Below are 11,782 nucleotides of genomic sequence, written 5' to 3' on the forward strand. Positions count from 1 at the left end.
GGCTAGGAGCAGGGCTTGCCGCCGTTGGCGTGGCGCAGGCCTGCTCGACCACCGCTGCACCGGCACCGGTCTCGCCGACAGGCCCGCAGGTGCTGGAATCCGAGCGCGCGCGTCGCGCGGCGAACGCGCGAATCGTGAACGTGGACCTGCGTGCGCGACCGAGCATTGTGGACCTCGGCGGTCCCGAGGTGGCGACCTGGACCTTCGATGATCGGCTGCCTGGCGGGGAGATCCGGCTCCGGCGAGGCGAGGTGCTCCGGGCGAGCCTGGTCAACGAGCTCCCGCAGGACACCTCCATCCACTGGCACGGCATTGCGATGCGCAACGACATGGACGGCGTGCCCGGCGTGACCCAGGAAGCCGTGCGGCCCGGCACGAAGTTCGACTACGAGTTCACCGCGCCGGACCCGGGGACCTACTTCTTCCACCCGCACGTCGGCGTGCAGCTCGACCGCGGGCTCTACGCGCCGCTGATCGTCGAAGATCCCGACGAGCCCGGGCGGTACGACGCCGAGGCGGTCGTCGTCCTCGACGACTGGCTGGACGGCGTTGCCGGAGACCCCGATGCGAAGCTCGCCGAGCTGACGGCCAAGGGCATGCAGATGAGCGGCATGGACCACGGCGGGATGCCGGGCATGGGCATGGGCGGTATGGATCACGGAAACGCGGGCCCGCTGGGGTCGGACACCGGCGATGTGGACTACCCGCACTACCTGATCAACGGGCGGGTGCCGACCGCGCCGAGCACGATCGGCGCCCGGCCGGGTCAGCGGCTGCGGTTGCGCATCATCAACGCGGCGTCGGACACCGCGTTCCGCGTGGCGCTCGGTGGCCACCGGATGGTGATCACCCACGCCGACGGGTTCCCGGTGCAGCCGGTGGAGACCGACTCGCTGCTGATCGGCATGGGTGAGCGCTACGACGCCGTGATCATCGCGGGCGATGGAGTCTTCCCGCTCGTGGCGTCCGCGGAGGGCAAGCGGGGGCAAGGGCTCGCCTTGGTGCGCACGGGATCCGGGACGCCACCGGCGCCCGACGTGCGTCCGGCGGAGCTGGACGGCCGGCTCCTCGCCGCAGGGTCTCTCGTCGCTGCGGAGTCGGTCCGGCTACCGGCGCGGGGGCCGGATCGCACGCACGCGCTGGAGCTGGGGATGGACATGTCGGTCCCATACCGGTGGACCATCAACGGCAAGACCTTCGAGGAGCGCCGGCCACTTCCGGTCGGCCAGGGCGAGCGCGTCCGGCTGCGCTTCGTGAACAGGACGATGATGTTCCACCCGATGCACCTGCACGGGCACACGTACCAAGTGGTGACCGGGCGGGATGCCGGGCCGCGGAAGGACACCTCGATCGTGCGCCCGATGGAGACGCTGGAGGTGGACTTCCAGGCGGACAACCCCGGCCAGTGGATGATCCACTGCCACAACGCCTACCACGGCGAAGCCGGCATGATGACGACGATTTCCTACCAGGCTTGAGAAATCACGGGCTCCGCCGATGCGGCTCAAATCTCGAACAGGATGGGGCACGTGATCATCGCGAGGCTGGCGAGGATGCCCAGGCCCGCGAGCGCCGGGAGGAGTGCGGCGGTCAGCCCCGCCATGCCGGAGGCCAGCGCGCGCTTGGCTCGTGGTGCGCAGGGCCCCAGGAATTCGAGGTGGTGCAAGCGGAGGGCGACGGCGCCGTCGGCCATGCCCAGGGCGTGCTGGGGAGTGGCCGGACCGCCGTGGCAACCCGACATGATCAGCAGGGCCGAGCGCACGGAGCCGGCACCGTGCAGGCGCGCCGCGGCGCGATCGGCGGCCAGTTCGACGGCCGTGCGCACCAGGGCGGGGGAGTGGCGCATCAGCGGGATCCACGGTGCCGAACGAGCGAGGGCTTCGGCCAGGCCGACCAGCATGTGGTGGCGCCCGTGGAGGTGGGCGCGTTCGTGCTCGATGACTGCGGCGGCGTCGTCCGCGCAGAGTTCGTCCCGGACGCCGTCGGTGGCGACCACGAATGCCGGCGTTCCGGCAACGCTGTAGGCCAGGGGCTTCGGGTGCGGCAGCCACATGGTGGGGAACGGGCCGGCCTCGGGCTGCGCGGCGACCCGCAGCAGTTCGAGCTGCCGCTGGTGCATCCGGCGTTGCCGCCGAACGTGGTGCATCAGCCTGACGCTGACGAGCAGCAGCACGCTGGCGAGACCGAGCAGGAGCAGCAGTGCCGTCACCGCGTGGAACTGCGGGAGCGCACCGTGCTGCACTGCGGTCAAGCAGTGGTGGACCAACTCCATGAGCAGGGATGTGGGTCCGTGGGCGGGCAGCAGGACCACGACCAGGGCGGCTACGACCGTGAGGAACGTCGTCGCCACCAGCGCAACCCAGGTCGCCAGCACGACCTGGGGATCGATTCGCCGCGCCATCATCCGGTCCAGCGGGCCGGGGGAGTAGCCGACGACGATGCCGACGCCGACGAGCAGGGCGAACGCGAGGATCATCGCCGGGACCGCCGCCGCAGGCCCCGCCGCAGGGCGGCCGTTTCGTCTTCGGACGCGGACTGGGCGAAGTGCAGCAGGACGGCCTCCGGATCACCGCTGGATTCGAGCAGCTCGCGCATGGCCCGGGCCGCTGCCGCTTCGCGGGCTTCGGCCGGGGTGTAGAGGTATGCGCGGTTGTGCAGCTCCCGCTCGACCCACCCCTTCTTGTGGAGGTTGTCGAGCACGGTCATGACCGTCGTGTACGCGAGATCGCGCGTGTTGTTGAGTTCCGCGAGGACTTCGCGGACGGTCATCGGCTCCGCGGACTGCCACAGCACGTCCATCACGGCGCCTTCGAGCTCTCCCAGACCCTGCATGCCGAACCTCCTGCTCCTGCGGCCGAGGATACGGGTCCGCCCCGTGCGCACGTGAACGCCTGCGGCGTTCCCGCGATCAGCTCAACGGGGCTCGCGCGGCGGAGGGTTTTCCCCCACGGACGTGGATCCCGCTGGTGGCGAAGGGGATTGCCGCTTCCGGTCCGCGGGGACCGGCCGGGGATTCGGCGGTTCGGCGAACAACGCGCTCCCGCCTGGTGTACTGTTTCACTAGATAACTGGTGAAATAGTTATTTGACCGGGAAGGGCGACCATGAATGCAGGAGAGGTGCCCGCGGTGCGGACGCACCAGCTGGGCAAGAGATATCGCCGCGGGTGGGCGCTGCGCGGTTGCTCGCTGTCGTTGCCCCCGAACCGGGTGGTCGCGCTGGTCGGCCACAACGGGGCGGGCAAGAGCACTCTGATGGGTCTGACCGCCGGTCTGCTCAAGCCGACCGAGGGCGACATCGAGGTGTTCGAGCGGCGGCCCAGCGGAACCGGTGCGCCTGAGGAAGTGGCCTACGTGACCCAGCAGAAGCCGCTCTACGCCGGCCTGACCGTGTCGGAGACGCTGCGCTTCGCCGAGCGGATGAACACCCGCTGGGACCAGGCGTACGCGGAGCAGCTCGTCCGGTCGGCGGAGGTGCCGTTCGACGCCAAGGTCGGCAAGCTCTCCGGCGGGCAGCGCACCAGGGTGGCGCTCGCGCTGGCGCTGGGGAAGCGTCCCAGGCTGCTGATGCTCGATGAGCCCCTGGCCGAGCTGGACCCGCTGGCTCGGCAGGCGACTCTGCGCACGCTGCAGGAGGAATCCCGGCAGCACGGCATCGGGATCCTGCTGTCCTCGCACGTGCTGGAAGAACTCGAAGCGGTCTGCGACCACCTGGTGCTGCTGGGCGGCGGCCGGGTGCGGTTGGACGGGTCGGTCGCCGATCTCGTTGCCCGGCACCGCGTTCTGCGGGGAGCCGGGCAGCTGCCCGTTGCGCCGGGCGACGTCGTCGACAGCGTGCACTCCGGGCAGGAGCAGATCCTGATCACCAAGCGGCGCGGGCCGGTGACAGCATCCGGGTGGCGGGAGCACGCGCCCCGGCTGAACGACATCGCGCTGGCCTACATGCGCAACAACGACTACAACGCGGAGGTGGCGGCATGATCTGGGTCGCCTGGCGGCAACATCGCGCACAGCTGATCACCCTGGCCGCCCTGCTGCTGCTCGGCAGCGCGACCGTGCTGGTGCTGCACGCCAGCATGACCGGTGACATCGAGGAGTACGGCCTGCAGGCGTGCCTGTCGATCCGCGAGAAGACCCCCGACTGCGCGCAGATGCGGGTGGAGTTCCAGAAGGAATGGTTCGATCTGATCAAGGTCGGACAGGGGGTGGTCTTCGCGCTCCCGGTGCTGCTGGGTGCGTTCTTCGCCGCGCCGTTGTTCGCCCGGGAGATCGAGCACGGCACCCACGTGCTCGCCTTCACCCAGTCCGTCAGCCGGCTCCGCTGGATGATCACCAAGGTGGCGGTGCTGCTGCTGCCGTCCGTCGTCGTGGTGGTGGTGCTCCAGTTGCTCGTCGCCCGGTGGGTGGCGGCCGCCGGGCTGCTGGGCCCGTTGCGGAGCGGCCCGTTCCAGTGGCTGAGCTTCGACAGCACCGGACCGATGCCGGTCGTGCACCTGCTGTTCAGCTTCGCCCTGGGGGCGCTGCTGGGCGCGGCCATGCGGCGTTCGCTGATGGCGTTGTCCACCACGCTCGGCACGCTGGTCGTACTGCGCGTCGTGGTGACCAACGTCGCCCCGAACTTCTTGCCGGTGCAGCGCCTCACCACGTCCGACCCGACGATCAGTGCGACGCCCAGTGAGCCCGGGGCCATGGTGCTGGACTCCGGTTTCCTCGGCAAAGGCGGGCAGCTCCTGCGCCCCGAGTCGTCGGACGTGACCTCCTGCCCGATTGGTGTGGACTTTGGCGCCTGCTACGCGGAGAAGGGTCTGACCGGGAGCTTCGCCGACGTGGTCTACCCGTCCGCGGCGCCGGGTCTGCAGCTGGCCGAGTTCGCCGTGTTCGGCCTCGTCGCGGTCTTGCTGCTGGTGGGAACCGCGTGGACGCTGCAACGGCAGCACTGATCCGGCGGCGCCGGGTTCCGCGCTCGGATGAGCGGGGCGGATTATGCTGGGCCGTATGATCGAGTTCCGGATCGACCGTCGTTCCGGGGTCACCACGTACGTCCAGATCATGCAGCAGGTCAAGCAGGCCATGCGGCTGGGCCTGCTGGGGCCCGGTGATCGGCTGCCCACTGCGCGTGAAGTTGTGGAGGCGACGGCGGTCAATCCGAACACGGTGCTCAAGGCCTACCGCGAACTCGAGCGCGAAGACCTGGTCGAGGCCCGGCGAGGGGTGGGAACCTTCGTGACGCGTTCGCTGGCGAGCGAGCTGACCGCCGTCGAAGCGCCGCTGCGACGCGATCTGGAGGACTGGATGAGCCGCGCGAAGAGCGGTGGTCTCGCCGTGGAGGCCGTCGACGCGCTCTACACTGCCGTCCGAGACGAGCATTTCCACGTTGAGGGGCCGAACGCATCATGAGCGCGTTGCGCACCACCGGGCTGTCCAAGAGCTACGGCCGGAAGCAGGCGCTCCGGGACTGCACCGTCGAACTGCCCGAGGGAAAGGTGATCGGGCTGGTCGGCGCGAACGGCGGGGGCAAGAGCACCTTTCTCGGGCTGGCGGCCGGACTGATCCGGCCGTCGGCCGGGCAGGTGCGGGTGTTCGGTGACGAGGTGCGCGGCCGCCTGCACCCGGACGCGGCGTACCTGCCGCAGCACCGCCCGCTGTACAAGGACTTCACCATCGCGGAGATGATCCGGACGGTGGGTGCCGTGAACCACCGGTGGTCGCCGGAGCGAGTGGAGGAGGCGCTGGCCGCGCACCCGGAGATGGATCGCAGCAGCCGCGTCAGTTCGTTGTCGCAGGGCATGCGCACCCAGCTCGCGCTCGCACTCTGCCTCGGTCGGCTGCCGAAGCTGCTGCTGCTCGACGAGCCGATGTCGGATCTCGATCCGCTCGCCCGCGAGGACTTCCTCCGGCTGGTGATGACCGATGTCGCCGAGCGCGGGATGACGGTGGTGCTGTCCTCGCACTTTCTCGGCGAGCTGCGCGACGTGTGCGATCACCTCATGCTGCTGCACGCCGGGCAGGTGCTGCTCAACGGTGATGTCGAGGAGATCCTCGACGACCACCTCGACGTCATCGGCCCGGCCGACGACGGATCCTCGGTCACCGGCACGGTGATCCACACGAGGCGAACGGGCCGCCAGCAGCGCTCGCTCGTGCGCACCCCGGGCTCGCTCGCGGCGGGCTGGGAGGGGCAGCGGCCGGAGCTCGAAGGGCTCGTGACGGACTACCTGCGGGCCCGGCAGGGAAGTCGCTGATCACCGTGATCGGACCCGGGCAGGTCAACCGCTGCAGCGGCTTTCACGTCCCGGGGGATCCCTGTCGCAATTGGACAGTGCCGACTCCTCCGGCGGCCGGAACGTCGAGCATGGGTCCACAATGGACGTGTCCGGTGGCGTCGGTCTGATCGCGGTCGCGCGCGTTACTGACGACCGGTGAACGCTTCGAGGAGTGTTGCAGGCGCAGCGCTACCAGGAGCAGGAGCGCAGCGGTCGTTGCTGAAACGGTGGTGAATCCCGCGACCAGCACCGTGACGATGGCCGCGATGGCGATGACCACACCGGCTGCGGCGAGCCCGGGCGTGCGACGAGGAAGCCCGGTGGTCCCGCGCTCGAATCGGCCCAGTCGGCCGGCGAGCGGGATGAGGACCAGCGCGATCCCGGCCAACCACGGGCCCCGGGTCAGCCACCACGCGGCGCCGAGCGGCTCCGGCCAGGGGAATCCCAGCACCAGCAGCACGGCGGCGAGCAGCACCACGGCGGGCATGTGCCAGAGGTAGATGGTCAGCGAATGCTTGCCGATCACGTCGACGGCGGCGCGCAGGCCCGGCCGTCCCATGAGGACCGCCAGGCGAGCGGTGATGAGCGACAGCAGGCACACCTGGACGACGCCGAGCAGCACCAGGTTGATGGTCGGCGGGTTGAGGTTGGCCAGCATGTCGGCCGGGTAGGGACCGGTGGTCGTATTGGTCAGCAGCAACGCGAACGCGCCGAGCGCCACACCCAGCAGCACGCTGTTCGACCGGAACCGGAACCAGCCGTCGGCGTACCAGAACCCGATCTGCTGGATGGCCAGCCAGACGAACGCGAGATTGACGAACCCGATCTGCGGCGAAGCGGTGGCGATCGACAGCACGTCGACGCCGAGCGCGGACGCGACGAGCAGCGCAAGCGCCGCCCGCGGCGCTCGCTCGTGCAGCCGGCACATCAGCGGGACCAGCGTGGACGTCCCCAGGTAGACGCCGATGAACCACATCGGCTGGCCCATCCGGAACCCGACCTGTGCGAGCAGGTCCGGCGAGACCCCGGCCGCGCTCGCCAGCGCCAGCGCGCCTGCGATCACCGAGAACGCGACCAGCGCGGGCCGGGCGAGCCGGGTGAGGCGGGCCCGGACGAAATCGGCCGGCGCCGCACCGGCGTCGCGCATTCGGCGCCACTGCGTGATGCCCGCGAATCCGCCGACGACGAAGAACAACGGCATCACCTGGATGATCCAGGAGACCGGGGTGAACCACCGCTGGTTCTCCAGGGCGTTCGTGATCTGGATGCCCGACGCGCTGACCTCGATGCCCGCCATCATGGCGTGCAGGACGACGACCACCACCAGGCAGGCCGACCTGACCAGGTCCAGGACCCGGTCGCGGGATGGTCCTGGGCCGGCGGGCGGTGCCGGTGCCGGTGCCGGTGCAAAAGGTGTGCGCAGATTGGCCACTGTCGCTTCTTCCGTGAATGAGTCCGGACGAATTCCGGACCGGAAAAAGCGTATGAATTCGGCGGCCTGATCGCGTCCGTCCCGGGAGCGCATTCAGAACCCCTACCGCGGTAGGGGGTGGGGCGCCCACTACCTCCCCGGTACTGGGCCCATCACGTGCCGGTGGCGGAGACCAGGCCGCATTCGTAGGCGGCGATGACGGCCTGCACCCGGTCGCGGACCCCGAGCTTGCCGATGATGCGGCTGACGTGGCTCTTCACGGTCTGCTCGGTGATGAACAACGCGCCGGCGATCTCGCTGTTCGAAAGCCCTTGCGCGACGAGGAGCAGCACCTCGCGCTCCCGTTCGGTGAGCGCCGCCAGTCGCGGTGCGATCTTCTGGCGCGGCGGGGCGGACCGGGCGAAGTGCTCGATCATCCTGCGCGTGACCGTCGGTGCCAGCAGCGCCTCGCCACCGGCGACCACGCGCACCGCCGAAACCAGGTCGGCGGGCAGCGCGTCCTTGAGCAGGAAGCCGCTGGCCCCCGCCCGGATCGCCTCGTACACGTAGTCGTCGATGTCGAAGGTCGTCAGCATCAGCACGCGCGGCACGTGCCCGACGCTCGCGGGCGGGTGCATCAGCTGCCGCGTCGTGTCGATCCCGTTGAGCACCGGCATCCGCACGTCCATCACGACGACGTCCGGGTGGCGGGCGTGGCTGATCTCGATCGCGCGCGCGCCGTTCTCCGCCTCGCCGACCACCTCCATGTCGGGCTGGGCGTCGAGCAGGGCGGCGAACCCGGCGCGCACCATGGCCTGGTCGTCGACGACGATCACCTTGATGGTCATTGGTCTTCCCGCTCCTGCGAATCGTTTCCGGCCGTGTGCAGCGGGAGAACCGCGCGTACTTCGTAGCCGCCGTCATCGAGATGTCTGAAGTGGACGTTCCCGCCGACGATCGCGGCCCGTTCCTGCATGCCGACGAGACCGTGCCCGCCGCCCTGAACCGGGGTCACCGCCCGGTCCGGGGCGCTGTTGCGCACGGTGATCGTCAGCTCACCGCCGGAGCGGGCGAAATGCACCTCGGTGCGCGCGCCGGGGGCGTGCCTGGTCACGTTGCTCAGCGCTTCCTGCACGATGCGGAACGCCGCGATGCCCGCGATTTCGCTGCCCGTCCCGTCTTCCAGCAATTCCGTGCCGTGCGCGGAAACGTCCACGCCCGCGCGGCCTGCGCTGTCGATCAGCTCCGGAATGCGGGCCAAACCCGGCTGCGGAACCAGCTCGCCGCCGGTCTGGCCGTTGCGCAGCACGCCCAGCACGCTGCGCATCTCGCCCAACGCCTGCCGCGACGCCGCCGCCATCTCGTCGAACTCCGCGATGAGACGCGGGTCGAGGTTCGGGTGCCGGTACTGCGCCGTGGTCGCTTGCACGTTGATCAGCGACATGCTGTGCGCGATCACGTCGTGCAGTTCGCGGGCGATCCGCGTCTTCTCCTCGGCTATCACGCGCTTGGCGTGTTCATCCGCGCTGAGCCTGCGTTCCTGCACGAGCTGCGAGGAGATCTGCCGCCACTGCCGCACCACCAGCGCCCCGCCGAACACGCCACCGGTGACCGCGCCGAACACGATGAGGTTTCCCGCCACGGCATTCGCCGGCACGCTCTGCGGCACGAGCACGGCAGCGCCGACAGCTGCCGCGACGCCACCGAGCCAGCATCGCAGGCCGGCCGGCCACGCCTGGTGCACGCCGAGCACGCTGATCAGCAGCCCGTGACCGATCAGCGTCGTCACCGAGACCGGCCAGATTGCCGCGGGATCGTCGCTGCGGGCCGCCATCGCGAGCAGGAACACGGCCGAACAGGAGATGACGGTCGCCGACCGCGGGTAGAAGGGCGCGAGGCCGATCGATCCGGCCTGGGCGATGCTGAGCAAGAACGCCAACATCAACGGCATCCCGAGCACCACGGCGTTGACGGGGACCGCCACGGCTGCCAGCGCCAGCGCGAGAACACCGAGCACGGCCCAAACCCAGACAACGGGCTTCACCTGGGGGCGCGGCTGCTCATCCGGATCGCGCCTGCGCTTGGACTTCGCCATCGGGGGAGGCTCAACTCCACAGCTCGTAGAGATCTTCCACGAGCGTACCCGCTGCGCAACACCGGTCCGGCACTCGACCGCGATGCCCAGCAGCGGCAGGCCGAAATCCTCGACCTGCGACAGCACACGCCCCGAACGCGGTCGGCCGGAGCTGTGCGCTGGTGAGGGCGGCCGAGGTCGCCCGCACCAGCGCTTCGACGGCCGGGTCAGGCCGTTGCCGCAGCCGCGGCCCGGCCCGCTTGGCGGCCGGAGAACAGGCAGCCGCCGAGGAAAGTGCCCTCCAGCGCGCGATAGCCGTGGACCCCGCCGCCGCCGAAGCCGGATACCTCGCCCGCGGCGTACAGCCCGGGGATCGGGACGGCTCGCGCGTCCAGGACCTGGCCGGACAGGTCGGTCTGGAGGCCGCCGAGCGTCTTGCGCGTCAGGATGTTCATCCTGATGGCGATCAGCGGGCCGGCGTCCGGGTCCAGGATTTTGTGCAGGGGCGTGGTGCGCGCGAGGAGATCGCCGGAGTAGGCCAGCGAGTTGCGGATCCCCATGATCTGTTCGTCCTTGGTGAAGTTGTTGTCCACCTGGCGGTCCCGCATGACGATCTGGCGCTCCAGGTCGCCGGGATCCACGAGGTCCGCACCGGCCAGCCGGTTCATCCCGGCCACCAGCTCCGGCAGGGTTCGCGCGACGACGAAGTCCTCGCCCCGGTCCTGGAACGCCTTGACCGGTGGCGGAGTCGAGTTCAGCAGCCTGCTCGCCAGGTAGCCCGCCAGGTCCTTCCTGGTCAGTTCCGGGTTCTGCTCGGAACCGGAGAGGACGAACTCCTTGTCGATGATCCGCTGGTTCAGCACGAACCACGAGTAGTCGTAGCCGGTGTCCTTGATCAGCTTGAGCGTCCCGAGGGTGTCGTAGCTCGGGATGCCGGGATTCGGGAACCGGCGGCCGCGCGCGTCGAACCACAGCGAGGACGGCGCGGCGAGCACCCGGATGCCGTGGTCGGGCCAGATCGGGCTGTGGTTGGCCAGTCCCTCCGTGTAGTGCCACATGCGGTCGCGGTTGACCAGCCGGGCGCCGGCCCGCTCGCTGATGGCCAGCATCCGGCCGTCCACGTGGGCCGGCACGCCGGTCACCATGCGCTTCGGCGGTGCGCCCAGCCGGTCCGGCCAGTTCTGCCGGACGAGGTCCTGGTTGCCGCCGATGCCGCCGGAGGTGACGATCACCACCGGCGCGTGCAGTTCGAAATCGCCGACCCTGGTGCGGGAACTCGGCGTGCCGCGCGGCGCGTCGCTGGGCTCCAGGACACCGCCCCGCACGCCGTCGACGACTCCGTTGGTGATCGTGAGCTCGTCCACCTGGTGGCGGAACCGGAAGGAGACCAGGCCCTGCGCGGCGGCCTCGCGCACCTTCTTCTCGAACGGCTCCATGACGCCGGGGCCGGTGCCGAGCGTGAGGTGGAAGCGGGGGACCGAATTGCCCGGTCCGTCCGCGAGCTGGCCGCCCCGCTCGGCCCAGCCGACGATGGGCACCCACCGCACACCCATCCCGTGCAGCCAGGACCGCTTCTCCGTCGCGGCGAATTCCAGGTAGGCCTCGGCCCAGCGGGCAGCCCAGTAGTCCTCGCCCAGCGGGTCCTCGGTGCCGCGGTCGAAACCGGCGTTGCCGAACCAGTCCGCGCGAGCCAGTTCCAGCGAGTCGCGGATCCCCGCCAGCCGCTGCTCCGCGGAGTCGATGAAGAACAGCCCGCCGAGCGACCAGAACGCCTGCCCGCCGAGGCTGGCTTCGGGTTCCTGGTCCAGGAGCAGGACCTTGCGGCCCGCGGCCGCCAGCTCCGCGGTGGCCACCAGCCCCGCCAGGCCGCCGCCCACGACGATCGCGTCGGCATCGGCACCCGAGGCGGGGTGCGGTGCGGCGGCTGCGGCAGCTGTGGGCAAGGCCGCGCTCACCGCGGCCGCACCACCGGTGATGAGCACGGAGCGCCGGCTGATCCGGCCGTTCCCGCGAGAGTTCATAGCATCCCCTGTTGC

At 70.2% G+C, this 11,782-nt stretch carries 11 protein-coding genes; 5 read left to right on the top strand and 6 right to left on the bottom strand.

Features of this window, described 5'->3' with window-relative positions:
• Positions 1-140 precede the first annotated feature (140 nt).
• Entirely contained in the window at positions 141-1,478 is a 1,338-nt protein-coding gene (locus ACWEV3_RS14890; protein WP_452614376.1) for a multicopper oxidase family protein, read from the top strand.
• A 26-nt stretch (positions 1,479-1,504) separates the two neighbouring features.
• On the opposite strand, the gene ACWEV3_RS14895 is transcribed toward ACWEV3_RS14890, so the two are convergent.
• Both ACWEV3_RS14895 and ACWEV3_RS14900 read right to left on the bottom strand, forming a co-directional pair.
• The gene (locus tag ACWEV3_RS14895) at positions 1,505-2,476 is read right to left on the bottom strand and encodes a M56 family metallopeptidase (RefSeq protein WP_452614377.1); all 972 of its coding nucleotides are present in this window, start codon (positions 2,474-2,476) and stop codon (positions 1,505-1,507) included.
• The gene (locus ACWEV3_RS14900) at positions 2,473-2,832 is read right to left on the bottom strand and encodes a BlaI/MecI/CopY family transcriptional regulator (RefSeq protein ID WP_452614378.1); all 360 of its coding nucleotides are present in this window, start codon (positions 2,830-2,832) and stop codon (positions 2,473-2,475) included. Before ACWEV3_RS14900 ends, ACWEV3_RS14895 begins: the two co-directional genes overlap by 4 nt.
• Before the next feature lie 271 nt (positions 2,833-3,103).
• On the opposite strand from ACWEV3_RS14900, the gene ACWEV3_RS14905 reads away from it, so the two are divergent.
• From ACWEV3_RS14905 to ACWEV3_RS14920, 4 genes are read left to right on the top strand one after another with little or no spacing between them, the layout of a single operon-like run.
• Positions 3,104-3,979 (top strand): ABC transporter ATP-binding protein, encoded by an 876-nt coding sequence (locus tag ACWEV3_RS14905; RefSeq protein ID WP_452614379.1) that lies wholly within the window; start codon positions 3,104-3,106, stop codon positions 3,977-3,979.
• The gene (locus ACWEV3_RS14910) at positions 3,976-4,938 is read left to right on the top strand and encodes a hypothetical protein (RefSeq protein ID WP_452614380.1); all 963 of its coding nucleotides are present in this window, start codon (positions 3,976-3,978) and stop codon (positions 4,936-4,938) included. The genes ACWEV3_RS14905 and ACWEV3_RS14910 overlap by 4 nt, the downstream gene beginning before the upstream one ends.
• Positions 4,939-4,993: 55 nt before the next feature.
• Positions 4,994-5,395 carry a GntR family transcriptional regulator gene (locus ACWEV3_RS14915; RefSeq protein WP_452614381.1) on the top strand — a complete coding sequence of 134 codons (402 nt, stop codon included), beginning with the start codon at positions 4,994-4,996 and terminating at the stop codon, positions 5,393-5,395.
• Entirely contained in the window at positions 5,392-6,240 is an 849-nt protein-coding gene (locus ACWEV3_RS14920; RefSeq protein ID WP_452614382.1) for an ABC transporter ATP-binding protein, read from the top strand. The genes ACWEV3_RS14915 and ACWEV3_RS14920 overlap by 4 nt, the downstream gene beginning before the upstream one ends.
• 43 nt (positions 6,241-6,283) lie before the next feature.
• Here ACWEV3_RS14920 and ACWEV3_RS14925 read toward each other — a convergent pair whose 3' ends face one another.
• The 4 genes from ACWEV3_RS14925 to ACWEV3_RS14940 form a co-directional block, all read right to left on the bottom strand.
• On the bottom strand, positions 6,284-7,693 hold the full coding sequence (locus ACWEV3_RS14925; protein ID WP_452614383.1) for an acyltransferase family protein: 1,410 nt from the start codon (positions 7,691-7,693) through the stop codon (positions 6,284-6,286).
• Positions 7,694-7,845: 152 nt separating this feature from the next.
• On the bottom strand, positions 7,846-8,520 hold the full coding sequence (locus ACWEV3_RS14930) for a response regulator (protein WP_452614384.1): 675 nt from the start codon (positions 8,518-8,520) through the stop codon (positions 7,846-7,848).
• Entirely contained in the window at positions 8,517-9,767 is a 1,251-nt protein-coding gene (locus ACWEV3_RS14935) for a sensor histidine kinase (RefSeq protein WP_452614385.1), read from the bottom strand. Before ACWEV3_RS14935 ends, ACWEV3_RS14930 begins: the two co-directional genes overlap by 4 nt.
• Before the next feature lie 206 nt (positions 9,768-9,973).
• Positions 9,974-11,767, bottom strand: coding sequence for an FAD-binding dehydrogenase (locus ACWEV3_RS14940; RefSeq protein WP_452614386.1), 1,794 nt, complete (start codon positions 11,765-11,767; stop codon positions 9,974-9,976).
• Positions 11,768-11,782 lie beyond the last annotated feature (15 nt).

It is taken from the genome of Saccharopolyspora sp. NPDC003752, assembly GCF_053605825.1.